This window comes from Pseudomonas sp. NY11955 (assembly GCF_048068035.1).
Lineage (GTDB): Bacteria > Pseudomonadota > Gammaproteobacteria > Pseudomonadales > Pseudomonadaceae > Aquipseudomonas.
This window is the reverse complement of record NZ_JBLUPS010000004.1, coordinates 98534-122346: the sequence shown is the minus strand read 5'-3', so window position 1 is coordinate 122346 and position 23813 is coordinate 98534. Positions and strand designations below refer to the sequence as shown.

The window sequence follows — 23813 nt, the reverse complement described above, 5'->3', positions numbered from 1 at the left end:
AAGTACATGAGTTGGAACGAGCCAGGCGGGGGGGAATTTAAGCGGGCTAAAGAACTGCGTGAGCCGGCCGATAGGGTGGCTACGGCAAGGACCGATCTTTCTGGCAGGGAATCGACATGAGTGGAATCACGGCAAGCAACTTGATGATCAATGGCGTTTCAGCGCAGACACTGAGCGCGAACGCCGCGACCGAACGCGAACAGGCCAAGCAGGCCGGTGAGGCACTGGGGCCACTGAGTATCAGCAGTGACAGCATGAAAGTTTCAGCGGGTAGCCAGGCGCAATCCACCGACACTGAAGACAGTGGCGAGTCGCAGGCCGTGACCGAGCTGCGTCAGTTGATCAAGGATTTGCAGAAGCAACTGGCCGAGGAACAGAAGCAACTGGCTGCGCTGCAAAACAGCAAGATGGACGAGGCTGCCAAGGCCGCTGCGGTGGGCGCCAAACAGGCGAGCATTGCCACCATCAACGGGCAGATCATGGCGGCGACGGCGCAACTGCTGGAGCTGTTGCAGCAAGAGGGTGGCAGCAGTGCGGGCGGGATGGTCAGCGCCACGGCTTGATTATCCCGTCTGCATGCGCGCCCCTGCAGGCGCGCATGCAGTACCAGGTGGTGGTTACTCGGTCACCAAGCGGCCTTTGTTCTGCCGGTCCGCCTTGTATTGCATGGCCACCGCCGGCGCCGGCTTGGCGGCACCGGTTTCCAGCCATTGACGCATGCGGCTGGCATCGGCGAAGTGGGTGTACTTGCCGAAGGCATCGAGAATGACCATGGCCACCGGGCGGTTGTCCATGCGGGTCAGCAGCACCAGGCAGTGCCCGGCCTCGTTGGTGAAGCCGGTCTTGGTCAGTTTGATGTCCCAGTTGCTCTTGTTCACCAGGTGGTCGGTGTTACGGAAGCCCAAGGTGTAGCTGGGCTTGCGGAAGGCCACGGTCTTTTCGCGGGTGGTCGACAGCTCGCTCAGCATCGGGTACTTGCGCGAGGCCATCAGCAGCTTGGCCAGGTCGCGGGCGGTGGACACGTTCTGCGTCGACAGGCCGGTCGGCTCAACGTAGCGGGTGTGGGCCATACCCAGGCTGCGGGCCTTGGCATTCATGGCCTTGATGAACGCCGGGTAGCCGCCGGGATAAGCGTTGGCCAGGCTATTGGCCGCGCGGTTTTCCGACGACATCAGGGTGATCAGCAGGGTTTCGCGACGGTCGAGCTGGCTGCCCAGGCGCACGCGGGAATACACGCCTTTCATTTCCGGGTTGTTGGCAATGGTCATGGTGAGCATCTCATCCATGGGCAACTTGGCATCCAGCACCACCATCGCTGTCATCAGCTTGGTGACAGAGGCGATCGGCACCACGCGGTCGGCGTGGCTCGAATACAGTTCCTGGTTATTGTTCAGGTCGATCAGCAGTGCGCTGCCTGAAGCCAGGTGCAGCTTTGACGGGTCCCGTTGAGCCTGGACCGGGGGTTGTGCAGCAGCAGTCGACGGAAGGGTCGCGGTACCTGTGAGCAACAGCAGCAGGCTGAGGATGGACAGGGATGTTTTCACGTTGAGGCTCACTAAAAGTTGGTATGTCGTTGGCTGTGCAAGGGTTTTCCCCCTAAAACCGATGCATTCTGGAGTATGGCTGAATTGCTGTCGAATGCCTTATGACTAAAGGGCGCAACGTGAACGATATTTAATCCTGTATCAATTTTGAACCAATCACGTACTTTTCCAGCTTCGCCAATTCGGCCCAGTCGTTAGCGGAATTATTTCGTGGTGGTATGCTTCGCCGCTTACCAAACAGGGAGAGTGGTAATGAGGTTGCGGGAGAGGCATAAGGCTTTGCAAGAGTGGCTCACTCCAAGGCGCCGTCGGCGCACCGGGATAGCGCTGATCGTCGCCTGGATCGCTGCGACGATAGTGTGGCCAAGCAGCAACTGGGCTTGGGTAGGTGGTCCAGGTATATACCTGTTTTTCAGCGCTTGGCCGGCTGAGTTGCACGACAAGCGTTGAGGCACTGGCGGCGCGGATCTAAGTAGCGGCGCTATAGTGCTACGGTTCGCTATCACGCCGCCCTCGATCCAAAGCCATCTTCCTGAGGCGCAGCCTGTGCACTTCTACAGGCAAATAAATGAGCCTCCTGGATTACGAACCCTTCAAAATGCGACTGACCTACGATGTTCAGCCGTTGCCACCACTTTGCCGCGCTTGAGCACCATCAGCCGTGTCGGCAGGTCGAGAATGACATCGGCCACAGCTCGGCAATCGACCATCACCAAGTCGGCATCATTACCCACCGCCAAACCGTGGCGTTTCAACCCCAAGGCTTTGGCAGGGTTCGTCGTGAGCATCGACAGCACGGTGGCCTGATCATCCGCGCCGCCCAAGTGGCATGCGGGAATGGCCAGTTGCGCAATATGTAGCAGGTCGCCAGTGCCATACGGTGTGAATGCGTTGCGGATGTTGTTGGTGGCCAGGCAAACCGTGACACCGCCGTCGCGCAGCGCACGCACTGGTGTCAGGGTGCGTCTTACATTGTGACTGTCACCCCGAGCGCCCAGATGCAGGTCGGTGGCGGGCAGGCACATCACGCTGATGTCGGCCTCACGTAGTAACGCAATGACCTGTGCCTGTCGCGCTGGTGAGACGGCGGCCAGGCTGGTCAGATGCCCAACGCAGACCCGCCCTTGGTAGCCTTCGGCAATTGTTCGACGTGCCACGTACTCGATGGTCATGTGCTCGGCGTCATCGGCGAAGTCCTGGTGCAAGTCGATGTCTTTGCCGTAGCGCTTGGCCAAGTCAAAGACGAAATCAATGTGCGCCAGCGGCGACACGTCGTTGTAGGGAATGCCGCCCACCACATCAGCCCCCATCTGCATTGCCTGGGCCATCATGGCCTGCATGCCAGGGAACTTGAGAATGCCTTCTTGCGGAAAGGCCACGACCTGGATGTCGATCACCTCGCGAAACTCCTCGCGCAGCTCCAGCACCACTTCGAGCCCGGTGAAGCCTTGGGCTGGGTCGAACTCGGCATGGGCACGCACATGGGTGGTACCCGCCTGAACCAGTGCGCGCAGCACTTGGATCGATCGTTCGCGGATATCTTCACGGGTCAGTGTGGGCTTCAGTTCGGCGGTGACGGCGATCGCTTCCTTCAAGGTGCCGGAACGATTGACCTTGCGCTGCATGACGTTGGCTTTTTCCAGGTGCAGGTGGCCTTCGACAAACCCGGCAACAAGTACATTGCCGTCGCCTTGAATTTCGCGCGCTGCCGTGCCGGCGATGTGTGGCGCGATCTCGGCGATTTTGCCGGCTTGCACGGCCACATCTACCAGTGGCTGGGCGTCGTCTATGCGTACATTTCGAAAGATAAGGTCCATCAACTTCAGTCCTTACGTTGGGGCTGCGGCGCAGCGAAGTTCGGGCTCAGTTGTTGGCGCAACCATTGCCCTTCACGCGGTACTTGGGGAAATGACGCGCGCGATATCGAGGTGCTAGGTTGTGGCTCTGCCGCAAAATGGCGGCAGAGCCCATGTGTTGCAGTCAAATCAGAACGGTTTGGTGGGCAGGTATTTGCCATCGAGGGTGATCACCGCGCGCGATCCGCCCTCGGGGTCTTCGACCTTCTTGATGTCCAGCTTGAAATTGATGGCACTGATGATGCCGTCGCCGAATTTTTCATGGACCAGCGCTTTCAAGGTGGTGCCGTACACCTGCAACATCTCGTAGAAGCGGTAGATGGTCGGGTCGGTCGGGATACCATTCTGGATGCTGCCGCGCAGTGGTACGGTCTGCAGCAGTGCGATGCCGTCCGCGTCGAGGCCAAGCTTGTCACCCACCACGTGGGCGGCGCTCGCCGGCAACGGATGCTGGCCCAACAATGCTGCGGTGACGAACGCTTCGGACAAGCCGGTGCCTTCGGTGATCTGGGCGAACGACAGGTCTTTGCGGGCTTTGGCCAAAAGGATGACTTCGCTCAGGGCAAGGCGGGTGCTCTGGCTGATTTGCGATTGGATCATGGTGTTTCTCCGTGGTTGAAAGATGTTCAGGCAACGCGCTTGGGGTGATGGAAAACGGCGTGCACTTCGGGGTTGTCGGCGAGGGATACGAATGTGCCGGTATTGCCATCGAAGGCATCGATCAGCCCGCTTTCGATGTCGTAGATCCAGCCATGTAATGTCACGCGGCCTTCTTCCAGGGCCAGGCGCACCGAGGGGTGGGTCTGGATGTTGGCAAGCTGGGCGATCACGTTTTCGCGCACCATGGCATCGACCTTGGCCTGCGGGCCGAAATGGTTGCGGGATTCGTTTACCACGCGGGCGGAATCGGCGTAGCGCAGCCAGCCAGCCACTGCGGGCATGTGGTCCAGGCATTTACAGGTGGCGATGGCCGTCATGGCACCGCAATCGGAGTGGCCGCAGATGACGATGTCGGAAACCTGCAAGGCCGCCACGGCGTATTCGACCGAAGCTGATACGCCTCCAGGCTCGGGGCCGTAGGACGGCACGATGTTGCCCGCATTGCGGATTACGAACAGGTCTCCGGGTTCGCGCTGAGTGACCAGCTCCGGCACAAGGCGGCTGTCGGAGCATGAGATGAAGAGGGCGCGTGGGCTCTGCTGGCTGGCCAGGTCCTTGAACAGTTTGACCCGCTCGGGATAGGCGTCTTTCTGGAACTTCAGAAACCCGTCGATGATGTCTTTCATGGCTGACTCCTTGAGTGGCGCGATGTGTTGAAGCAAAGGTTACGCAGCGCTTTCAATAAGGTAAAAGTCTGATTTATGATAATGTCGATCAGATAATCTTATGGATGCAACCATGCTTGCCCGGCACATTCAGTACTTCATCGCAGTGGCTAACCACCTCAGTTTCACGCGTGCCGCAGCGGCCTTGCATGTGTCTCAACCGGCTTTGTCGCAGCAGGTCCGACAGCTGGAAGAGAGCCTGGGCACACCGTTGTTCGATCGCTCCGGCCGGACCACGCGATTGACGGATGCCGGCGAGGTGTACCTGCGCTATGCCAGGCGAGCCGCGCAGGAACTGCAGGAGGCAAAACGAGCCATTGATGACCTCGGCGATCTGAGCCGCGGATCACTTCGGGTGGGAGTAACACCGACATTCACCAGCTACCTGGTTGGCCCGTTGGTTGAAGCGTTCTATAGCCGGTACCCGAACATCACGCTGGTGGTGCGAGAAATCGCTCAAGAGGCGATGGAAGAACTGTTGTTGGCCGACGAGGTTGATGTGGGCATTGCGTTCGACAACGGCCATCATCTGGACCTGGAGGCCCAAGCGCTGCTGGTCGAAACCCTCGCGCTGGTGGTCAGCAAGCATCATCCTCTGGCCTCGACGGGAAGTATTGGCCTGGAGGCGTTGAACTCAGAATCATTGATACTCTTGAGCGCCGAATTCGCCACGCGTGGGCAGATCGACAGCTACTGCCGCCAGCACAACATTCGCCCTCACGTACACGTGGAAGCCAATACCATCAGTGCGCTTATCGAAGTGGTCAGCAGGACCACGCTCTCGACCTTGTTGCCGGCCACTATCGCCCTGGCTCATGAGCAGTTGGTCGCTATCGAGCTGGACCAGCAGCGCTTGCAACGCACTGCTGTTCTGATGCAACGAAAAGGGGCTTACCAAACGGCTGCAGCGAGGGCCTTTGTCGAACTGGCGATGAAAGTGGCCAAGCACCTTGAAGCGCCAGGCTGCTCCACTCAGATGATGTAGAAGGGTGTGATTGGCTGACTTCTGCCGGTCAAGGAATACCCAGTATGCTGGTCAACTAGGACGCAAGCGACAGATCACGTCGAAGGACCCTAGGTGTTAAAATCAATGCAATTGGATCAAGGATTAAGGCGTTTCGATGACCTTTGCAGAGCGTGTCAGGGATAACCAAGTCGCCCGTCCAAATCAGAGAAGTTTCAATCTGGCTGAATGGAAAGCGGCTTTTGAACTCGACGGAATTGATCAAGCGTCCAAAAATTTATACGAAGCCGGTGTCTGGTTTTCCCGGGCCTTCTCAACCATCAGGGGCGAGTTGAGCTTCGCGGCGGACAAGACAGTCAGCCGAGACGACAAGCTTTTAGCGTTTGTCAGCCATGCTAACTTGAACGCCATCGGCTACCAGTTATCGATTGCCAACATCGTTCGCGAGTCCAGGTCGCAGAGTCCTGCGCACCAAAGTGCAAGCCATATCCTGCCCAGCGTGCATGACAGTGATGGCGTAGCCCATTCGCTGGATCAGGTTGCACAATCGGATATCGACGGGCTACAACTTCCGCTTCGAATGATTCTCAGCCAGAAGTCGTCGCCCGCCAAAGGAACGCAAACGAGAGCAGCGTCACAAAGCGATATCACGGTGGATTACGCCATCGGAACGTTCTACAAAATTATCGAAGACTTATGGGAAGAATGCCTGTGGAATAACTACGTCCTCACCGAGTCTGCTGAAGGTGTCAAGTTATCGCCAGCACGGCCCGCCGACGCACATTGGAAGTGGATAACCTTAAGTCGTCGCAGTGCCGTTCATCATGCCAGTAACCTGCATCATCACTTGATGTTTGAGCAAGCACGCCGCTCAAGCAGCCACGGCGAGCTCGCCATACCGAGGCCCATCGTTGCAGTGACTACCGTCGACGGAAACTACACATTCGTGCTGTCAGCGGATGAAACAATCGGTGAATGGTCCCGCGAAAGCTACGTTCTCATGCAAGAAGCCTTGCAGCCGTACTACGTAGAACTTTCCCGTTTTAAAAGCCCTCGGCTCGCAGGAGGCACGATAATCGACGTGATCAAGTGCTGGACCGTGCTGCAAAGCTTGGTGGCACTTCTGAAGAAGGGTTCTCACGTATCGAACAACCAGCAAACCCCCACGCAAGCGTTGGCCGAACTCACCACGCCCAGAATCCCACGAGGGGCGCTAATAGAAGCCATCAGTGACTCACTGTGCGTCACCGTCGACATCAGCCACAAACTGCTGGAATTCTTCACCTATTCACCCTCAGCAGCACAGCGGCATGAGGAAAATGAACTGTGGGCCCAGCCCCTAATCGCCTTGAACGACAGCGAACTGCTGGTGCTCTATACCCCCTCACTGGGCACAACCCAGCGCAACGTAGACATCTGGATCCGCCAACTCGGTGCAAAATTTGATGCCCGTGGCCTGTCATTCGAAAACTATCTGCGCGACGTGTTGAGTTCCACCATCGGCGTCTCCCCGATAAAGCGTGACGTTGCTCTGATGCCCCATGCGTTGAAATTCAATTTACCTGGGGAGGTTGAGGGAGAGCCTCCATACGAAGACATCGACATCGTGCTGCGTATCGGCAATGCCGTTGTCATTGGCGAAGCAAAATGCTTTCTGCAACCGGTCGACCCCGATGAAGTATTCAAACATCGGGAGAAGGTCATTGATGCTCAGCGTCAACTACAACGCAAGATAGGCTACATCCAGAAATACAAAAAACAGTTTCGTGAAGCGTGCGCGAGACGTAATTTCCATCTTCCCGAAGACTTCAAAATCCAACCGCTCATTTTGCTCAACGGGCAGTCCCACTGTGGCATTCCCTACGCCGGCACGCCCATTGTCGACATCATGATTCTGGCGACTTTCCTGAGAGGCGTTCTACGGCAGAACATTGTTGTCACCAAAGCAAACGGGGTGGAATCTGCGGACGCGTACTGTCTCTACAGCGACATCATCGAAGCGCAAGCCCTGCTGGAAGCGTATTTGATGAGCCCCCCCCAGCTCCAACGCTACGTCACTGCATTGGGCGAACGTCAGGTTATCTACAGCGACATCGTCGGCGCGCTTGAACCGATAACCTACGATTACTTCGAAGTGGACCTGTCCAGAGTCTTGGGGGTGACACCGGCGAGTATCTCATCACCCTCGCAAAGTACTTAGGCAAAATCTTCAGACGCTGATAGAGGATATCAACCCCTCTCTTGGCTTAGCGACGTCATAGAAAACGCATGGGAGAATTTGCCTAACGCCCTCCTTTGGATCGTAGGCGGACGATTCGTGGCAGCTACTACGGCGGCACCCGTTCTGATCCCAATGATAAGAAATCGAGTTATTGCCATCGCTAAACACGCCCTCGATATTGCAAGGTGATGTTGGCGGCGAGGTATCAAGAGCTGCATTGAATCTGCTCCCCATGATCCGCTCCCCACTTTTGGCACTTCTATGCCGAACGGCAAACAATGAAGTACTGAACCCGCAGAGACGCTTGAGCTGTTTGCGAGCCCCTAGCTGAATGGCCACCCGGCGCGGCCAGGCTCCAGGCTGCTGGCGTATCAATCTGTACGCAGTATCGGGAATTGTTCCAGCGGATTGCGTGATTCGCTGTTCATCAGGTCGCACGCCGCCGCCGCTTGTGACTTGTTTATAAAGCCGCGTTTGAGCCGTTGTTTTTCCTGGTTGTCGTAGATATCGAAGCCGCCCGAAGTGGTCGCGGCGTAGAACCTGTTGCCGATGCGGAAGGACTCGCCTTCCACTGGCACGGCAGGAACAATAACGAATCTTGGTTGCATGTTTCGCGCCTCCCCAGGCAGATAGCTAATTATTAGTCTGAGAGCGGGAAGGCAACAATATGACTCATCGGGACTAATCACTGGCGTGGCGTGTCACTTGTATCCGCTGTGAGCTTGGGCCCCGATGCAACCCGCGTGGTGGGGGCGGTGCATCGGGGTGTCCTCCTACCGCACGGCGCTCAGCGATGGATCAGCGAGAGCTCGCTGATGATGCAGATCGAGCCGTCATCGGCGGGCGTTGCATCGGTGTAGTCGACCTGGTTGTAGATGCCGCCGTGGAACTCGAACCGGCGTGAGGCCCAGGTACTGTCGAGCTGCAAATCGCCCGACGTGGCGGATACCCCGTTGCATTTGGCTGTTACGTTGACCACGCCGTCAGCCGTGGTGTGGATGCTGATGTTGAACTTTACCCCTAACGGCACCCCCTTCAGCACCGTCGAGTTCACCGGGTCGGTCTGGTTGTAGGTGCGGCGAAAGCCCAGGGTGATGTTGCCCTTGTTCCAGAACACCTTCACCGGCGGGCTGTCATCCCCGCGCACGTGCATCTGGGCGATGACCACCTTCTGCGCCGAATTGACCTTGGTCAGCGCCATTGTCTGACGGTTCCAGTGATCCTGGGCGCTGGAAAGCGACCAGTCTTCAGTCTCTGTCCACTCGCAGCGGGTCCTGTGTGTGCTTTTGCTCGAAGCCCCTTTGGTGGGGGCTGAAAACTGGATCGAACCATCGCTGAGCACTTTCACGATGCTCGGGAAGCGGGCAATCGCTTCGGCACCGTTCACTTCGAGGGCAACCGGGTTGGTTGAGGATACGGCTACTGGGGTGGCAATGGTGAGGTTGCTGATATCTACGGCCATGGGAATACTCCAGACGAACAGTTGGGGGAATGACGACATGGTCTAGCGCTAGCAGCCCTGCAAGCGGCTGCCGGAACGAAAGTTAGCCTCAAGCTAAAGTTCAGTCAATAGCTTTTGGCTAAATAAATTTCGCTTTAAGAGAAATTACCTGATGGCGAAATTTTTCCGTGATGGGGGCTTTACGCTGGATTTGGCGGTGAGATAAGCTTCCCTGAGTACTGTACAAGCATACAGCTATCAGGATGAGAATATGGCTAAGCACATGACGTCAGAACCCCAGCAGCGCCAGGAAATAACCGGAATAGAGCGGCTTAGCCTGCGGGTGTCGGCAATGATCAACCACCCACTCGCGCAGACGCAGCGCTGGGTTGTGGTGCACCGCCTGGATACCGACGGTGATGTGGAATGGGAGGAGGTGATGGGCCTGCTTTCGGAAACGCCCGAGCTGGACCTGACCTTCAACGATGACGAGAGCGTGATGGTGCGCTGGGAGCGAAGCTGCGTGGAAGCGCGTGATGATTTTATCGTCGAGCAGGATAGCCAGGAGCAGGTCGAGCAGGCGGCACCTTTCTGAGTGTCAGAAAAAGCCCGCCGTGGAGGGCGGGCTTCGCTTTACACAAGGTGGGCATTCCACACCAGCAGCACCCTGGCCTGTATGTAAGTCTCTTCCTGGCGAATCATGCGGTCTTTGTGCCGCGAGTTGTCGGAGATCATCTCGAAATGCTCCTCGTCAGCGATCTGTAGCCGCTTGATGTAGATGTGGTCACCCCAGGAGAAGAAATAGATGCCGTCGCCGACGAACTCGCGGATGCTGACGTCGACGATCAGTGGGTCGCGGTGCTTGATGGTCGGCTCCATCGACTGGCCCCAGCCCGTTACCATCTTCAGGTGATGGTGTTCAGTGAACTCCACGCCCAGCTCGCGCAGGTGGCTAGGGCTGACGCGAACGTCCTTGAACATTTCCGGGTAGTCGTGGGGGATCTGGCCGCCACCCATGGCTGCCCGCACGTCGTAGTGGGCAATCCACACTTCATCACCGACCAGGCCGGGGCGAACCAGCTCGGCCTTCAGCAGCGTGGCATCCGCAGGCTCTTGCGCAGCGGCCAGTAACCTTTGCCGAGTTTCTTCGGAGATGCCTTTGCCGCTTCTGGCCAGCATCTGCTTGACCAGGTCGGCTGCAGACAGCTTGCTGTCACCCGCATCGACGGCAACTTGCGCGTGTTCGCCTGGCGACATCGCATCGAACCAGCCCCGTGGCAAGCCTTCGATGCTTTCGATGCGACGGGCCACGTCATCGCCCAGGTTTTTCGCGGTCTTGTCGGAAAGAATCTGGCTCAGGTGTGCAGGCGCCATCCCCCAGCGCTCTGCGCAGGATCCTTTCCTCTGGCTGCCGATCAGCTTGATCAGGTTGTGCTTGCGAATTTGGTAGATGTCCATGGAGCGAAGCATGCCAGTGTTTAGCTTGCTGCTAAATGTGCGCATGGCTAAATTGACTCTTGTGGCTGCATTAGCTCTAGGCTAAATTAAATATGCGAACAAGGAAAGCCACCGAGACATTTTTCTCCAGGGCTGATCACATCATCATCTGTAATGAGGTTCACATGGATCCGACCGACCTCGGCCCGGGCACAGTCACTTGGCTGAGCGGTACGGGCACTGTGTTGCTAGGTGCGTTTCTGTGGCTGCGCAAGTGGCTGTCCAAGGATGCCCTCGAGCGCGCCTTGGACCGCGCGGATATCGCAGTCATCAGGCGTCTGACAGAGTTGCTGGACATCGAACGGAACGCACGAAGGGAGGCTCAGGCCGCAGCTGATCAGCTCGCCAAGGAGCGAAACGAGCTGGTGTTGACCGTGGGGCGGCTGCAAGGCAGGGTCATGGCCCTGACCCGTCAGCAGAGCCGTGGCGATCCATCCTGAGAGGACCGGCCAGGCAAAAAAAAGCCCGCCAAATTGGCGGGCGACAAGGGCGTAGGGAGCAACGCACAACAAATTCGGGTCAGGCGACCAAGGTGCCTGGTTGCAACTGTTCAACCAAGGCCTGGGCCGAGGCCAGGGTCGGCATCGGGCCGCTTACGGCTTCGCCGTTGCGCACCAGGTACCAGCACGCCAACAAGCCCTGCTCACGCAGTGAAACGGGGACGGCGCTACCAACAACGGACATGATCTGGATAGTGGCCATGAGGACCTCCTGTGAAACATGGCTCTACCATACGCAGCAGCCGGAACGCTTTGAAATCAACTTCCTCGATAGTGCTCATTAGTTCTATCAACCATTACCAGCGCGGCGGGCCGTAGTACACCGGTGGAGGGCCGTAATAGGTCCGGTAGCCGGGGGGTGGCGGCGCCGGCGCGTAGTACGGCTGGTAGTACACCGGCTGTGGTGGCGGTTGCACGTACACCGGCGCCGGCGCGTAATAGACTGGCTGGCGTTCGACATACACGGTGCGGTCACGCCCGCCATAGACCGTCGCCCCGACCACAGCGCCGACCATGGCGGCACCCAGCAGTGGGCCTGGCCCATACCAACCACCGCCACCATGGCCGCCATAACCGCCGTGGGCTGAGGCAGGCCCGCTGATGGCCAGGGCACCGACCAGAAGGGCGATTCCGGGAATGAGACGGTTCATAAAAACAACCTCGCAGGAAAACCCCACGCTTGGGGCCTTACTACTATGACTCCAGTCTCCGTCAGCTGAGCACAGGGAAACGGTAAAGGTTGTGTAAGGAACGACCAGCGGTTGCCTCTGTTACGCTGAACAAACGTTTCAGTTATGACTAAGGAGCAGGTTATGTCGACAACTCCCAGCAGAGATACCGTTCTGTGCATTTCCTTGGCTGGTCGCCCTGGCACCTTTGGCGTGCGCTTTCACAACCACCTGTACCAACAGTTGGGCCTGGACTTCTACTACAAGGCCATGCGCACCGATGACCTGCCAGCGGCGGTGGCGGGCATCCGTGCCTTGGGTATCCGTGGCTGTGGGGTGTCGATGCCCTACAAGGAGGCTTGCATTGCCCTGGTCGATGAAGTCGACCCTTCTGCTGCAGCCATCGAATCGGTCAATACCTTGGTCAATAGCAATGGCCAGTTGAAGGCTTACAACACGGATTACCTGGCCGTGCGCCAGTTGCTGGCGCAGCACCAGGTCGACCCGTGCACCGCCTTTGCCCTGCGCGGCAGCGGTGGTATGGCCAAGGCCGTGGCCAGCGCCCTGCGCGATGCCGGGTTTGCCGAAGGCATCATCGTGGCGCGCAATGAACAGGCCGGGCGGCAGCTGGCGGATGTCTGTGGTTATCGCTGGGTGCCTGATCTGGGTGACATCTGCCCGCCGATGCTGGTGAACGTGACGCCGATCGGCATGGCAGGCGGGCCGGAGGCCGAGGCGCTGGCATTTTCCGAGCAGGCCATTGCGGCGGCGGAGCGGGTGTTCGATGTGGTGGCGATGCCGGCGCAGACGCCGTTGATCCGTCGGGCCCAGGCGTTGGGCAAGCCGGTGATTACTGGGCTGGAGGTTATTGCGTTGCAGGCGCTGGAGCAGTTTGTGCTGTACACCGGGGTAAGGCCGACGCGGGCGCAGGTGGACGCTGCGGTGGCGTACGCCCAGGACATCTGATTATTGCTGTACTGGCCCTTGCGCGGCTAAAGCCGCTCCCACAGGTACCGCACGGTTTTCAGATGCAGTGAAGTACCTGTGGCAGCGGTTTTAGCCGCGAAAAGGCCGGTACAGAATATGACAGGGTCAGAACAGCTTGTGCCCGTCATCCAGCTGATGGTCGACCAGCGACCGGCCATGGGCCAGCGACACATGCTGCGCATTCTCAAGGTCGGAGAAAAACTGCATCGGCATCGACATGCGCTTGCTGGTGTGCCCGTCGGGTGTGGTGATCAGGCAGCCGGCGGCATAGGGCAGGGGAGAGTCGGGGTGGGGCATCACGCTGGCGGTGATGGTGTGCTCGCGGTATTCACAGTGAAGAGATTGCATCGTCCTTACCTCGCTGTGGCATGTGAAGCAGTTACCTTCATATACCACAGCGAGGGGCCGGGAGTTCCCGGCCCGACGAGCGAGCCACGACGAACGCTTAGCCTTTGAGCTCGGTCGGCTGGATCACTTCGACCCAGTAACCGTCCGGGTCCTTGACGAAGGCCAGGTGGTTCATGCGCCCGTCCTGCAGGCGTTTCTGGAACGGTACGTCCAGTGCTTCGAAGCGTGCGCAAGCGGCGCGCACGTCAGGAACCGAAATGCAGATGTGGCCGAAACCACGCGGGTCGGTGTTGCCGTTGTGGTAGGCGAACTCGGCATCGTTTTCGGTGCCGTGGTTGTGAGTCAGCTCAAGCACGCCAGGGATCGACTTCATCCACTGGTGGCGTGCGGTGTCATCGGCGGGGATTTGCGCCGGGTCGACCAGGGCCAGGAAGTACAGGCTGAAAGCAGCTTCAGGGAAGTCACGCTTGTCCACCAGGCGGAAGCCCAGCACACGGGTGTAGAAGTCCAGCGACTTCTCGATGTCCTTGACGCGCAGCATGGTGTGGTTGAAGACGAACTGGGCGGTGGCAGCGTCAGGCTGCGCGGTGACGCCAGGCAGGGTTTGCAGATCGTGCAGGCTCATGGGAACTCCTGAGACGGGGCCGGGCGCAGGGCGCCGGCAAAACAGACAGGCTGGCCATGATACGGCAGTGCGCCGAATGCGCAAATGAAAGCGCCCTGCACAAGGCAGGGCGCTGGAATTAGAGGCCCGCATGTGCGGGCGCGTGATGGGGTCGCTAGTCCTTTAGCTGTCTCGATACTGAGCCAGCTCTTGTGAAAAAAGTGTGAAGCCGGTGTGGATGTTTCATCAGCGCACCCAGCTCTCCACCGTGCTAGCCCCATACTGTTCTTTCCAAGCCTTGAGGCCGCGGTGGTTGCCGCCTTTGGTCTCGATCCGCTCGCCGGTGTGCGGATTCTGGTAAACCTTCACCACGCGCGGACGGCGTTGTTGCTTGGGCGCTGCGCTGGAGACGCGGGCCACCGCCTTCGGGTCGAGAATGGCGATGATATCGCGCAGGCTCTTGTCATAGCTTTTCATCAGGCCGACTAGTTTCTGCTCGAATTCGATTTCGCGTTTGAGGCCGGCATCCTTTTTCAACGCTTCCAGTTGCGCCATCTGTTCCTGGAGCGCTTTTTCGGCAGCACGAAACTCTGCAAGTCTGGACACTGTAATCACTCCTGTACGTCGGTCGTGGCAGGGCGTGACGAACATTGAAGAAGAGTAAAACGCCGGCCACGCAGGTGGGTTTCGCTGTTCGCTGATATCGAGTGTAGTCATTCATGAGTACGGGGTAAACCGCTAACTTTTTATAAGTAAGGCGGGAACTTTCCTAGTTTTGCGTGCGGTAATTCGCGGTTTTTCTGCGGTTGCCTGCCCAGTCGCTTAGACCATGGTCCAATGGCCCGTGACAGAGCGGTTGCGCGATCATTTCAGATGATGGCCGGCTATTGTTCGGCCCCGCCGCAGTACCGTGGCCAGTGTGTGCCACAGGTTGTTAACTTGTCTTCAATTTGGATGTTTTTTCGGATGTTTGCCCCTTTCCCTCACGCCCCTGGGCGCCGTGTTGCCGGCCTGTTCCTGTTGTGTGCCGGCGTCAATGCCCAGGCCGCCGGTTTTCTTGAAGACAGCAGTGCCAAGGTCGAAGCACGCAATGTCTACTTCAACCGAGATTTCCGCGACGGGCACAGCAGTTCCAGCCAGGGCGCGTCCAAGCGCGAAGAATGGGCACAAGGCTTCATCCTCAATGTGCAGTCGGGTTATACGCAAGGGCCGGTAGGCTTTGGTGTGGATGCACTGGGCATGTTCGGCTTCAAACTGGACTCCAGCCCGGCCGACAGTAACAGTGGTTTGCTGCCGTCCTCCGGCCATGACCCGCGGCACTCGGCCGATCAGTACGCGAAGATGGGCCTGGCGGCCAAGGTCAAGGTTTCCAATACCGTGCTCAAGTACGGTTCGATGATGCCGGATGTGCCGTTGCTCAAATACAACGATGGCCGCCTGCTGCCGACCATGTTCCATGGCGCCATGTTGACCTCCGAAGAGCTGCGCGACTTGAAGTTCACCCTGGCGCGTCTGGACAAATATACCGCGCGGGACTCCACCGACCGCCAGGACATTCGCGTGCACTGCAAGAACAAGCGCTATGCCTGCGATATCGAAGCCGACCACTTCGACCTGGCCGGTGTCGATTACCGTTTCAATGAGCGGGTCAGTGCCCAGTACCAGGTCGCCAAGCTGGAAAACATCTACCGCCAGCACTTCCTCGGCCTGGTGGCCAGCCAGCCGTTGGCGGTGGGCAGCCTGTCCGCCGACCTGCGCCTGATCAAGAGCGATGACATCGGCAATGCCCGCGCCGGCGCCATCGACCACCGCGCCTTCAGCGGTATGCTTGGCTACAGCCTGGGTGGCCACAAGGTCAGCGTCGGCTGGCAGCGCATGTATGGCGACAGTGCCATGCCCTATCTGGATGGCAGCAACCCCTACTTGGTCAACTACGCCCAGGTCAACGACTTCGCCGCGGCCCAGGAGCGCTCCTGGCAAGTACGCTACGACTATGATTTCAAGGCATTGGGTGTGCCCGGCTTGACCTTCTTCACCCGTTACATCAATGGCGACTCTATCGACGTGCCGGGCAGCCAAGCTGAAGGCAAGGAATGGGAACGCGACACGGAGTTCAAGTACCAAGTGCAAAGTGGCACTTTCAAGGACGTCAGCGTGCGCCTGCGTAATTCCACTTACCGCAGCAATTATGAAAAATGGGCGCGTGACATGGATGAAACACGGGTCATTGTCAGTTACAACTTCTCGATCTTCTGAGCGGTCGCTTTGCCAAATACTGGTAGCCGCCTGACAATGACTGCTGGTTCCCGCACAGGGCAGGGCGATGAAAGACCTGTTGTTGATTGGTATCGGCTCGGGTGACCCGCGCCAGGTTACCTATGAGGCGGTCGATGCGCTGCGTAGCGCTTGTGTGTTCTTCGTGCTCGACAAGGGCAGCGACAAGGACGAACTGGTGCGCCAGCGCAAAGCCATTCTGCAACGCTACCGCCCCGAGGGCGGTTATCGGCTGGTGCAAGTGGCCGACCCGCTGCGCGATAGCCAGGCGGATGACTACCTGGGCGCGGTGCAGGGCTGGCACCGGCAGCGTGCTGCGCTGTATGCCCAGCTGATCGGGCAGGAAATGGGCGACGGGGAAACCGGCGCCTTTCTGCTGTGGGGTGAACCGACCCTATACGACAGCACCCTGCGTATTCTCGATCTGGTCCGCGAGCGCGGCGTGGCGCTGCGCTTGCAGGTGATCCCTGGGATCAGCAGCGTGCAGGCGCTGGCGGCACGCCACCAAGTTCCGCTCAACCGCATCGGTGAGCCGCTGACCGTGCTGCCGGGGCGGCGCCTGGGCGGGTACGGGCCTGTCGAGAATGTTGTGGTGATGCTCGACCGCCAGTGCGCGTTTGCCCAGCTCGATGACCCGGCGTTGATGATCTATTGGGGCGCGTATCTGGGGACAGAGGACGAGGTGCTGATCGCCGGGCCGTTGCAAGCGGTGAAGGCACGCATTTTGGAGGTGCGCGAGCGCGAGAGGCGGCGCAAGGGATGGATCATGGACACCTACCTTTTACGCAGGGAGCTGTAGTCAGCGTCAATCCGTGACAGGTGTTGTACTGCCCTTGGCGCCTGTGGCAGGCCTGTGGGAGCGGGCAAGCCCGCGAAACAGGCGATACCGTTCTCAAGGGTTACCCAGAATAGCCAGCACCTTGTCTCGCAGTTGGTCGATGCTGAACGGCTTGCCGATCAGGTGCATGCCGTCGGGCACATTGAAGCTATCGGCATAACCACTGGCGAACAGTACCGGCAGCAGCGGCCGCAGTTCGCGCGCTTTAATCGCCAGCGCCTCGCCGCGCATGTCCGGCAGGCCCACATCGGTCATCATCAGTGCCAGCGTCTGGCTAGGGTCTTCGAGTACCCGCAAGGCGGCTGCGGCGTCTTCTGCCTCGATGACGGTGTAACCCAGCTCGTCGAGCACTTCGACCATCAGCATGCGTACGATGTCGTCGTCTTCGACTACCAGAAGGTGCATGGTTCGGATCCTGTACAAATGAGTGTCTTTAATCTGTGCACCGCGTGGCATCAGAAGTTCCCGAGGATACCGATCCATGCAAATAGATGGAACGATTGCCGAACACAACCTTCAAATACTGGCTAAATGCCCTGCCAGACCCGTCAAAGCTGGTTAGACTCGCTAATCAGGACGGCGCAGTGGCAGATAACAACAATGACTGATCCGCCACTCTTTCAATGGACTTTTCTTGCTCGGGCGTTTTCTCATGATTCAAGCAGCCTCGATGGACCAGCGAAGCTTTCGCAAGCTGTTGAGCCGCAACATCGGCCTCCCCCTGGGGGTGGGCCTGCTGGGGGCCGTGGCCTTCGTCGCGGTGATCAACTACCTGCTTTCGGCCATGCAGTGGGTCGAGCACACCGACCGGGTGATCGGCAATGCCAACGAAACGGTCAAGCTGTCGATCGACATGGAAACCGGCATGCGCGGCTTCCTGATCACGGGCGACGAGCGTTTTCTAGACCCCTACGAGGTGGCCAAGCCACGCATTCTTGGCAGCCTGCAAAGCCTGCGCGGCATGGTCGAGGACAACCCGCAGCAGGTCGACCGTATCGACCGGCTGATCGCCTTGCAACAAGCCTGGAACACCTTCGGCAGCGAGATGATTGCCTTGCGCCGTAGCCAGGGCGATTATCAGGCGTCGATCGGCAATGGCCGCGGCAAGCGCCTGACTGACGAGATCCGCAAGGAGTTCGACGGCCTGATCGGCACCGAACAGCAGTTGCGCATGGCCCGCAACGAAAAGGTCAGCAGCGTTACCGTCACGGCCATTTCTGTGTTCGTGCTGTTCATCGTCGGCCTCAGCGCCTTGCTGGCCTACCTGGGCCGGCGCGACCTGCTGGCGTTGTCTGGCACTTACGAAGAAAACGCCAAGGCCCAGCAGCGTGCGGCCGAGCGCCTGGAGCACCAGGCCTGGCTGCGCAACGGGCAGACCCAACTGGCCGAACAGGTGCTGGGCCAACTGACCTTGCCCATGCTCGGTGACAACATTCTGCGTTTCTTTGCCACGTATCTGGGCAGTGTGGTGGGGGCGGTTTACGTGCGTGATGAGCATGGCCGCCTGGTACGGGTGGCCACCTATGGCCTGGATGCCGAGGAGCAGGCTCGGGAGCAGGTCAAGGGCGATCATGATGGGCTGTTGGCCCAGGCCGTGCGCGAAGGCCGCTTGCTGTGCCTTGAAAACCTGCCGGAAGATTACTACCGCCTGAGTTCCGGCCTGGGCAGCGGCTTGCCACGCAATGCCTTGCTGATGCCCGCGATCGACGATGGCCAGATCAACGGTGTGGTCGAACTGGGCTTCCTGCGCCCCTTGCAGGCGCGCGACAACGAGCTGATGGAGCGCCTGGGCGGCAACCTCGGCATCTCCATCGAAAGCGCCCGCTACCGCCAGCGCCTGCAGGAGGTGCTGGCCGAGACCCAACAGCTCAACGAAGAGCTGCAAGTGCAGCAGGAAGAGCTGAAAACCGCCAACGAAGAGTTGGAAGAGCAATCTCGCGTGCTCAAGGAGTCCCAGGCCCATCTGGAAACCCAGCAGGCGGAGCTGGAGCAGACCAACGAGCAGTTGTCCGAGCGCACCGAGGCGCTGGACCGCAAGAACGACGAACTGGTCCAGGCCCAGGAAGAGCTGCAGGCACGTGCCGACGAATTGCAGCGCTCGAGCAAGTACAAGTCCGAATTCCTCGCCAATATGTCCCATGAGCTGCGCACGCCACTGAACAGCTCGTTGATTCTGGCCAAGCTGCTGGCGGAGAACGGCGAAGGCAACCTCAGCGACGAACAGGTGAAGTTCGCCGAGTCCATCTACTCGGCCGGCAATGATCTGCTCAACCTGATCAACGATATTCTCGATATCGCCAAGGTCGAGGCCGGCAAGCTCGAAGTGCGCCCGGAAAACACCCAGGTGGAGCGCCTGGTCGAGGGCCTGCGCGGTATGTTCGAACCGTTGGCCGGGCACAAGGGCCTGGCCTTCGAAGTCACGGCCGAGGCGCAGGTGCCGGCCACCCTGTTCACGGATCGCCAGCGCCTGGAACAGATTCTCAAGAACCTGTTGTCCAACGCCATCAAATTCACCGAGCGCGGCCAGGTCAGCCTGAACATCGGTTACCAACCTGGTACCGGCATCGTGTTTGCCGTGCGCGATACCGGCATCGGCATTGCCGCTGACCAGCAGCAGGCGATTTTCGGTGCCTTCCATCAGGTCGATGGCACCAGCAACCGCCGTTATGGCGGCACCGGCCTGGGCCTGTCGATTTCCCGTGACCTGGCGCATCTGCTGGGCGGCCAAATCAACGTCGACAGCAGCCCTGGCCAGGGCAGCGTGTTCAGCCTGATCCTGCCAGAGCACTTCGAGCGCCTGGCGCAGGACGTCGAGCCGCTGAGCCTGCGCCCGGCGGTCGATACCTTGCCCCCCGCGCCGCAGGTGCCGGTAGTGCCGGCACCTAAACGCCCGGCGCTGGCATTTGCCGACGACCGCGAGCGTGCACCGTTCAGCAACCGCTGCATCCTGGTGATCGAAGACGAACCGAACTTTGCCCGCATCCTCTTCGACCTGGCCCATGAACTGGGTTACAGCTGCCTGGTGGCGCAGGGTGCCGACGAAGGCTTCGAGCTGGCCGCCCAGTACATCCCCGATGCGATCCTGCTGGACATGCGCCTGCCCGACCATTCCGGCTTGACGGTGCTGCAACGCCTGAAGGAGCTGGCTGGCACCCGGCACATACCGGTGCATATCATTTCCGTGGAAGACCGGGTCGAGGCCGCCATGCACATGGGCGCCGTCGGTTACGCCGTCAAGCCCACCAGCCGCGAAGAGCTCAAGGAAGTGTTCGCCCGCCTGGAAGCGAAGCTGACCCAGAAGCTCAAGCATATCCTGCTGGTGGAAGACGACGACCTGCAACGCGAGAGCATTGCCCGCCTGATCGGCGACGACGATGTCGAGATCACCGCCGTGGCCATGGCCCAGGATGCCCTTGCGTTGCTGCGCGAGAACATCTACGACTGCATGATCATCGACCTGAAGCTGCCGGACATGCTCGGTAACGAGCTGCTCAAGCGCATGACCGCCGAGGATATCCGTTCGTTCCCGCCCGTCATCGTGTACACCGGGCGCAACCTGACCCGTGAAGAAGAAGCCGACCTGCTCAAGTACTCGCGCTCAATCATCATCAAGGGCGCGCGCTCGCCGGAGCGCCTGCTCGACGAAGTGACGCTGTTCCTGCACAAGGTCGAATCGCAGTTGTCCAACGAGCGCCAGCGCATGCTCAAGACCGCTCGCAGCCGCGACAAGGTGTTCGAGGGGCGCAAGGTGCTGCTGGTGGACGACGATGTGCGCAACATCTTTGCCCTCACCAGCGCCCTGGAGCACAAGGGCGCGATCGTCGAGATCGGCCGTAACGGCCGCGAGGCCATCGAGCGCCTGGAGCAGCATGACGACATCGACCTGGTGCTGATGGACGTGATGATGCCGGAAATGGACGGTTTCGAGGCCACCCGCCTGATCCGCCAGCAACCGCGCTGGCGCAAGCTGCCGATCATCGCCGTGACCGCCAAGGCCATGAAGGATGACCAGCAGCGTTGTCTGCAGGCCGGGGCCAATGATTACCTGGCCAAACCGATCGACCTGGACCGTTTGTTCTCGTTGATCCGTGTATGGCTGCCGCAACTGGAGCGAATTTGACTAGCGAACGTAACACCGACATTGAAATCCGCTTGCTGATCGAGGCCATCTACCTCAAGTACAGCTACGATTTTCGCAACTATTCCGGCGCGTCGATCAAGCGCCGGATCCTGCATGCGCTGCGTCAGTTCGACTGCCTGACGGTGTCGGCGCTGCAGGAGCGCGTGCTGCACGACCCTGGCATGTTCATGCAGTTGCTGCAGTACCTGACAATCCCGGTCAGCGAGATGTTTCGCGACCCGGGGCACTTCCTGGCGCTGCGTAACGAGGTGGTGCCGCTGCTGCGCACCTGGCCGTCGATCAAGGTGTGGATTGCCGGCTGCAGCACGGGCGAGGAGGTGTACTCGATGGCCATCCTGCTGCGCGAAGAAGGCCTGCTGGAGCGCACCATCATCTATGCCACCGACATCAACCCGCATTCCCTGGACAAAGCCAAGCAGGGCATCTACTCGATGCAGAGCATGCGCGAGTACGCCGAGAACTACCGCATCGCCGGCGGTCGCCGGGACTTTGCCGAGTACTACACGGCGGCCTACGGCAACGCCATCATGGACAGCACGCTGCGCGACAATGTGACCTTCGCCGACCACAGCCTGGCCACCGACAGCGTGTTTTCCGAAACCCAGCTGGTGTCGTGCCGCAATGTGCTCATCTACTTCAACAAAGAGCTGCAGGACCGCGCCCTTGGCCTGTTCCATGAGTCGCTGTGCCACCGCGGCTTCCTGGTGCTGGGCAGCAAGGAGTCGGTGGACTTTTCCGCCTACAGCGAGCGTTTCGAGCCGCTGGTCAAGCCCGAACGGATCTACCGTAAATCATGAACGGCGTACGCGCGGTGGTGATCGGTGCCTCGGCAGGCGGCGTGACGGCGCTGTTCACGGTGCTGGGTGGGTTGCCAGCCGGCTTCACCCTCCCGGTGTTGTGCGTGTTGCACTTGCCGGATGGCCGCCACAGTCAGCTGGCCACGGTGTTGCAGCGCCGCCTGCACCGGCCGGTGCACGAGGCACGGGACAAGGAGCCGCTGCGCCCCGGGCAAATCTACGTGGCCGGGCCGGGCTACCACCTCTCGGTGGAATGCGATTTCACCCTGTCGTTGAGCCAGGAGCCGCCGGTGCATTTTTCCAGGCCGGCAATCGACTACCTGTTCATGTCCGCTGCCGACGCCTATGGCGATGGCCTGCTTGGCGTGCTGCTCACCGGTGCCAACGAAGATGGTGCTCAAGGGCTTGCCTATATCAAGAACAATGGGGGCCGGACCATCGTCCAGGACCCTCATGACGCACAGGTTGCGCTGATGCCGGAGGCCGCCTTGGCCTTGCACCAGCCCGACCATATTCTTTCTCTGAGTGGCATCGAGCAGTTGCTCGCCGCCCTGGAACCCAGCGCATGCTAAGCCACACCATCGCCAAACTGCTGATCGTCGACGACCTGCCGGAGAACCTGCTGGCCCTCGACGCCCTGATCCAGGGCGAAGACCGCGAGGTGCACCAGGCCCAGTCCGCCGAAGCCGCGTTGTCGCTGTTGCTCGAACACGAGTTCGCCCTGGCCATCCTCGATGTGCAGATGCCGGGCATGAACGGCTTCGAGCTGGCCGAGCTGATGCGTGGCACGGAAAAGACCCGCAATATTCCTATCGTCTTCGTCACCGCTGCCGGGCGCGAGATGAACTATGCCTTCAAGGGCTATGAGAGCGGTGCGGTGGACTTCCTGTACAAGCCACTCGACACCCTGGCGGTGAAGAGCAAGGTGTCGGTGTTCGTCGACCTGTATCGCCAGCGCAAGGTGCTCGACCGCCAGTTGCAGGCCCTGGAGCGTAGCCGCCAGGAGCAGGAGTTGCTGTTGGCCCAGTTGCAGACGGCGCGCGCTGAGCTGGAGCATGCCGTGCGCATGCGTGATGACTTCATGTCGATCGTCGCCCACGAAGTGCGCACGCCACTCAATGGGCTGATTCTGGAAACCCAACTGCGCAAGATGCACCTGGCACGTAGCAACCTTGCCGCGTTCAGCGGCGACAAGCTGCAGGCCATGGTCGAGCGCGACGAACGGCAGATCAACAGCCTGATCCGCCTGATCGAGGACATGCTGGATGTCTCGCGCATTCGCACCGGCAAGCTGTCGCTGCGCCCCAAGGTGTTCGACCTGGGGCAACTGGTGCGCGGGCTGGTAGAGAACTTTGCCGCGCAAGCGACGGCGCTGGAAACCCACGTGGAACTGCAACGCTGCGAAGCGCTGCAGGGTGAGTGGGACGAGTTTCGCATTGAGCAAGTGGTGGCCAACCTGTTGTCCAATGCGTTGCGTTACGGCGAACGCAAGCCGGTGCAGGTGCGCGTGTTCGAGCAGGATGGCCTGGCGTGCGTAGAAGTGCAGGACCAGGGCATCGGCATTGGCGCGGCCAACCAGCAGCGCATTTTCCAGCAGTTCGAGCGGGTCGCCGCTCAGCAGGCCAGTGGCGGGTTGGGGTTGGGGTTGTACATCTCGGAACAGATCGTCCAAGCCCATGGCGGGCACATACGGGTTGAAAGTGAAGAGGGCAAAGGCGCCACCTTCACCTTGCAATTGCCGCTGGCAACATACGAACAACAAAACGACCAGGCGCGGGCAACCTCTGCGTAAGCCTGGGGTCTGATGG

At 59.7% G+C, this 23813-nt stretch carries 25 protein-coding genes; 12 read left to right on the top strand and 13 right to left on the bottom strand.

Going from position 1 to position 23813, the window contains the following annotated elements; all coding sequences use genetic code 11:
- The first annotated feature begins 116 nt into the window (after positions 1–116).
- Complete coding sequence (locus ACNFBR_RS09115) at positions 117–563, top strand: hypothetical protein (protein WP_012271772.1); 447 nt, start codon at positions 117–119, stop codon at positions 561–563.
- Positions 564–617: 54 nt separating this feature from the next.
- Here the strand turns inward: ACNFBR_RS09115 and pbpG are convergent, their stop codons facing one another.
- The 4 genes from pbpG to ACNFBR_RS09095 all read right to left on the bottom strand — a co-directional run bounded on the left by pbpG (position 618) and on the right by ACNFBR_RS09095 (position 4686).
- Positions 618–1544: a D-alanyl-D-alanine endopeptidase gene (gene pbpG, locus ACNFBR_RS09110; protein ID WP_416734611.1), complete on the bottom strand. Its 927-nt coding sequence runs from the start codon at positions 1542–1544 to the stop codon at positions 618–620.
- Between the two features lie 593 nt (positions 1545–2137).
- Entirely contained in the window at positions 2138–3361 is a 1224-nt protein-coding gene (locus tag ACNFBR_RS09105) for an amidohydrolase family protein (RefSeq protein WP_416734610.1), read from the bottom strand.
- A gap of 168 nt (positions 3362–3529) precedes the next feature.
- The gene (gene cynS / locus ACNFBR_RS09100; protein ID WP_416734609.1) at positions 3530–4000 is read right to left on the bottom strand and encodes a cyanase; all 471 of its coding nucleotides are present in this window, start codon (positions 3998–4000) and stop codon (positions 3530–3532) included.
- 26 nt (positions 4001–4026) lie between these two features.
- Positions 4027–4686 (bottom strand): carbonic anhydrase, encoded by a 660-nt coding sequence (locus tag ACNFBR_RS09095; protein WP_416734608.1) that lies wholly within the window; start codon positions 4684–4686, stop codon positions 4027–4029.
- A gap of 112 nt (positions 4687–4798) precedes the next feature.
- On the opposite strand from ACNFBR_RS09095, the gene cynR reads away from it, so the two are divergent.
- Together cynR and ACNFBR_RS09085 are read left to right on the top strand one after the other, a co-directional pair.
- Entirely contained in the window at positions 4799–5710 is a 912-nt protein-coding gene (gene cynR / locus ACNFBR_RS09090; RefSeq protein ID WP_416734607.1) for a transcriptional regulator CynR, read from the top strand.
- 136 nt (positions 5711–5846) lie between these two features.
- Positions 5847–7889 (top strand): hypothetical protein, encoded by a 2043-nt coding sequence (locus tag ACNFBR_RS09085; protein ID WP_416734606.1) that lies wholly within the window; start codon positions 5847–5849, stop codon positions 7887–7889.
- A gap of 392 nt (positions 7890–8281) precedes the next feature.
- Here ACNFBR_RS09085 and ACNFBR_RS09080 read toward each other — a convergent pair whose 3' ends face one another.
- Complete coding sequence (locus tag ACNFBR_RS09080; protein ID WP_416734605.1) at positions 8282–8518, bottom strand: Arm DNA-binding domain-containing protein; 237 nt, start codon at positions 8516–8518, stop codon at positions 8282–8284.
- 179 nt (positions 8519–8697) lie between these two features.
- Positions 8698–9372, bottom strand: a complete 675-nt coding sequence (locus ACNFBR_RS09075; protein WP_416734604.1) for a polysaccharide lyase family 7 protein — start codon at positions 9370–9372, stop codon at positions 8698–8700.
- 250 nt (positions 9373–9622) lie between these two features.
- Here ACNFBR_RS09075 and ACNFBR_RS09070 point away from each other — a divergent pair, with 250 nt between their 5' ends.
- A complete protein-coding gene (locus tag ACNFBR_RS09070) occupies positions 9623–9946 on the top strand; it encodes a DUF1654 domain-containing protein (RefSeq protein ID WP_416734603.1) in 324 nt (107 codons plus the stop codon).
- Positions 9947–9984: 38 nt separating this feature from the next.
- On the opposite strand, the gene ACNFBR_RS09065 is transcribed toward ACNFBR_RS09070, so the two are convergent.
- Positions 9985–10809 (bottom strand): S24 family peptidase, encoded by an 825-nt coding sequence (locus ACNFBR_RS09065; RefSeq protein WP_416734602.1) that lies wholly within the window; start codon positions 10807–10809, stop codon positions 9985–9987.
- Positions 10810–10973: 164 nt separating this feature from the next.
- Here ACNFBR_RS09065 and ACNFBR_RS09060 point away from each other — a divergent pair, with 164 nt between their 5' ends.
- On the top strand, positions 10974–11288 hold the full coding sequence (locus ACNFBR_RS09060) for a chemotaxis protein (protein ID WP_416734601.1): 315 nt from the start codon (positions 10974–10976) through the stop codon (positions 11286–11288).
- A 79-nt stretch (positions 11289–11367) separates the two neighbouring features.
- Here ACNFBR_RS09060 and ACNFBR_RS09055 read toward each other — a convergent pair whose 3' ends face one another.
- Both ACNFBR_RS09055 and ACNFBR_RS09050 read right to left on the bottom strand, forming a co-directional pair.
- A complete protein-coding gene (locus tag ACNFBR_RS09055; RefSeq protein ID WP_012271784.1) occupies positions 11368–11550 on the bottom strand; it encodes a hypothetical protein in 183 nt (60 codons plus the stop codon).
- A gap of 94 nt (positions 11551–11644) precedes the next feature.
- The gene (locus ACNFBR_RS09050; RefSeq protein WP_416734600.1) at positions 11645–11998 is read right to left on the bottom strand and encodes a hypothetical protein; all 354 of its coding nucleotides are present in this window, start codon (positions 11996–11998) and stop codon (positions 11645–11647) included.
- A gap of 162 nt (positions 11999–12160) precedes the next feature.
- Here ACNFBR_RS09050 and ACNFBR_RS09045 point away from each other — a divergent pair, with 162 nt between their 5' ends.
- Positions 12161–12982 (top strand): shikimate 5-dehydrogenase, encoded by an 822-nt coding sequence (locus tag ACNFBR_RS09045; protein ID WP_416734599.1) that lies wholly within the window; start codon positions 12161–12163, stop codon positions 12980–12982.
- A 126-nt stretch (positions 12983–13108) separates the two neighbouring features.
- Here ACNFBR_RS09045 and ACNFBR_RS09040 read toward each other — a convergent pair whose 3' ends face one another.
- From ACNFBR_RS09040 to ACNFBR_RS09030, 3 genes are all read right to left on the bottom strand, one after another.
- A complete protein-coding gene (locus ACNFBR_RS09040; RefSeq protein WP_416734598.1) occupies positions 13109–13351 on the bottom strand; it encodes a hypothetical protein in 243 nt (80 codons plus the stop codon).
- A gap of 97 nt (positions 13352–13448) precedes the next feature.
- Positions 13449–13976, bottom strand: a complete 528-nt coding sequence (gene gloA, locus ACNFBR_RS09035) for a lactoylglutathione lyase (protein WP_012271788.1) — start codon at positions 13974–13976, stop codon at positions 13449–13451.
- 225 nt (positions 13977–14201) lie between these two features.
- Positions 14202–14561: a histone-like nucleoid-structuring protein, MvaT/MvaU family gene (locus tag ACNFBR_RS09030; RefSeq protein WP_416734923.1), complete on the bottom strand. Its 360-nt coding sequence runs from the start codon at positions 14559–14561 to the stop codon at positions 14202–14204.
- Positions 14562–14921: 360 nt separating this feature from the next.
- Between ACNFBR_RS09030 and ACNFBR_RS09025 the strand changes: the two genes are divergently transcribed.
- Entirely contained in the window at positions 14922–16211 is a 1290-nt protein-coding gene (locus tag ACNFBR_RS09025; protein WP_416734597.1) for an OprD family porin, read from the top strand.
- A 67-nt stretch (positions 16212–16278) separates the two neighbouring features.
- Positions 16279–17028: a precorrin-6A synthase (deacetylating) gene (cobF, locus tag ACNFBR_RS09020; protein ID WP_416734596.1), complete on the top strand. Its 750-nt coding sequence runs from the start codon at positions 16279–16281 to the stop codon at positions 17026–17028.
- 93 nt (positions 17029–17121) lie between these two features.
- On the opposite strand, the gene ACNFBR_RS09015 is transcribed toward cobF, so the two are convergent.
- Positions 17122–17472 (bottom strand): response regulator, encoded by a 351-nt coding sequence (locus tag ACNFBR_RS09015; RefSeq protein WP_416734595.1) that lies wholly within the window; start codon positions 17470–17472, stop codon positions 17122–17124.
- Positions 17473–17719: 247 nt separating this feature from the next.
- On the opposite strand from ACNFBR_RS09015, the gene ACNFBR_RS09010 reads away from it, so the two are divergent.
- Genes ACNFBR_RS09010 through ACNFBR_RS08995 form a run of 4 tightly spaced genes read left to right on the top strand, consistent with a single transcriptional unit; the run spans position 17720 to position 23797 of the window.
- A complete protein-coding gene (locus ACNFBR_RS09010; RefSeq protein ID WP_416734594.1) occupies positions 17720–21187 on the top strand; it encodes a response regulator in 3468 nt (1155 codons plus the stop codon).
- The gene (locus ACNFBR_RS09005) at positions 21184–22005 is read left to right on the top strand and encodes a CheR family methyltransferase (RefSeq protein WP_416734593.1); all 822 of its coding nucleotides are present in this window, start codon (positions 21184–21186) and stop codon (positions 22003–22005) included. Before ACNFBR_RS09010 ends, ACNFBR_RS09005 begins: the two co-directional genes overlap by 4 nt.
- Entirely contained in the window at positions 22002–22577 is a 576-nt protein-coding gene (locus ACNFBR_RS09000; protein WP_416734592.1) for a chemotaxis protein CheB, read from the top strand. Before ACNFBR_RS09005 ends, ACNFBR_RS09000 begins: the two co-directional genes overlap by 4 nt.
- Positions 22571–23797, top strand: a complete 1227-nt coding sequence (locus tag ACNFBR_RS08995) for an ATP-binding protein (RefSeq protein ID WP_416734591.1) — start codon at positions 22571–22573, stop codon at positions 23795–23797. The genes ACNFBR_RS09000 and ACNFBR_RS08995 overlap by 7 nt, the downstream gene beginning before the upstream one ends.
- The last annotated feature ends 16 nt before the right edge of the window (positions 23798–23813 follow it).

Coding starts and splice junctions, on each gene's coding strand:
- ACNFBR_RS09075 (WP_416734604.1), bottom strand. CDS start 9,372: ATGGCCGTAGATATCAGCAACCTCACCATTGCCACCCCAGTAGCCGTA.
- ACNFBR_RS09000 (WP_416734592.1), top strand. CDS start 22,002: ATGAACGGCGTACGCGCGGTGGTGATCGGTGCCTCGGCAGGCGGCGTG.
- ACNFBR_RS09080 (WP_416734605.1), bottom strand. CDS start 8,518: ATGCAACCAAGATTCGTTATTGTTCCTGCCGTGCCAGTGGAAGGCGAG.
- ACNFBR_RS09070 (WP_416734603.1), top strand. CDS start 9,623: ATGGCTAAGCACATGACGTCAGAACCCCAGCAGCGCCAGGAAATAACC.
- ACNFBR_RS09085 (WP_416734606.1), top strand. CDS start 5,847: ATGACCTTTGCAGAGCGTGTCAGGGATAACCAAGTCGCCCGTCCAAAT.
- ACNFBR_RS09055 (WP_012271784.1), bottom strand. CDS start 11,550: ATGGCCACTATCCAGATCATGTCCGTTGTTGGTAGCGCCGTCCCCGTT.
- ACNFBR_RS09040 (WP_416734598.1), bottom strand. CDS start 13,351: ATGCAATCTCTTCACTGTGAATACCGCGAGCACACCATCACCGCCAGC.
- cynR (WP_416734607.1), top strand. CDS start 4,799: ATGCTTGCCCGGCACATTCAGTACTTCATCGCAGTGGCTAACCACCTC.
- ACNFBR_RS09025 (WP_416734597.1), top strand. CDS start 14,922: ATGTTTGCCCCTTTCCCTCACGCCCCTGGGCGCCGTGTTGCCGGCCTG.
- cynS (WP_416734609.1), bottom strand. CDS start 4,000: ATGATCCAATCGCAAATCAGCCAGAGCACCCGCCTTGCCCTGAGCGAA.
- ACNFBR_RS09050 (WP_416734600.1), bottom strand. CDS start 11,998: ATGAACCGTCTCATTCCCGGAATCGCCCTTCTGGTCGGTGCCCTGGCC.
- ACNFBR_RS09060 (WP_416734601.1), top strand. CDS start 10,974: ATGGATCCGACCGACCTCGGCCCGGGCACAGTCACTTGGCTGAGCGGT.
- ACNFBR_RS09010 (WP_416734594.1), top strand. CDS start 17,720: ATGATTCAAGCAGCCTCGATGGACCAGCGAAGCTTTCGCAAGCTGTTG.
- ACNFBR_RS09015 (WP_416734595.1), bottom strand. CDS start 17,472: ATGCACCTTCTGGTAGTCGAAGACGACGACATCGTACGCATGCTGATG.
- ACNFBR_RS09105 (WP_416734610.1), bottom strand. CDS start 3,361: ATGGACCTTATCTTTCGAAATGTACGCATAGACGACGCCCAGCCACTG.
- gloA (WP_012271788.1), bottom strand. CDS start 13,976: ATGAGCCTGCACGATCTGCAAACCCTGCCTGGCGTCACCGCGCAGCCT.
- ACNFBR_RS09065 (WP_416734602.1), bottom strand. CDS start 10,809: ATGGACATCTACCAAATTCGCAAGCACAACCTGATCAAGCTGATCGGC.
- cobF (WP_416734596.1), top strand. CDS start 16,279: ATGAAAGACCTGTTGTTGATTGGTATCGGCTCGGGTGACCCGCGCCAG.
- ACNFBR_RS09115 (WP_012271772.1), top strand. CDS start 117: ATGAGTGGAATCACGGCAAGCAACTTGATGATCAATGGCGTTTCAGCG.
- ACNFBR_RS09045 (WP_416734599.1), top strand. CDS start 12,161: ATGTCGACAACTCCCAGCAGAGATACCGTTCTGTGCATTTCCTTGGCT.
- ACNFBR_RS09095 (WP_416734608.1), bottom strand. CDS start 4,686: ATGAAAGACATCATCGACGGGTTTCTGAAGTTCCAGAAAGACGCCTAT.
- ACNFBR_RS08995 (WP_416734591.1), top strand. CDS start 22,571: ATGCTAAGCCACACCATCGCCAAACTGCTGATCGTCGACGACCTGCCG.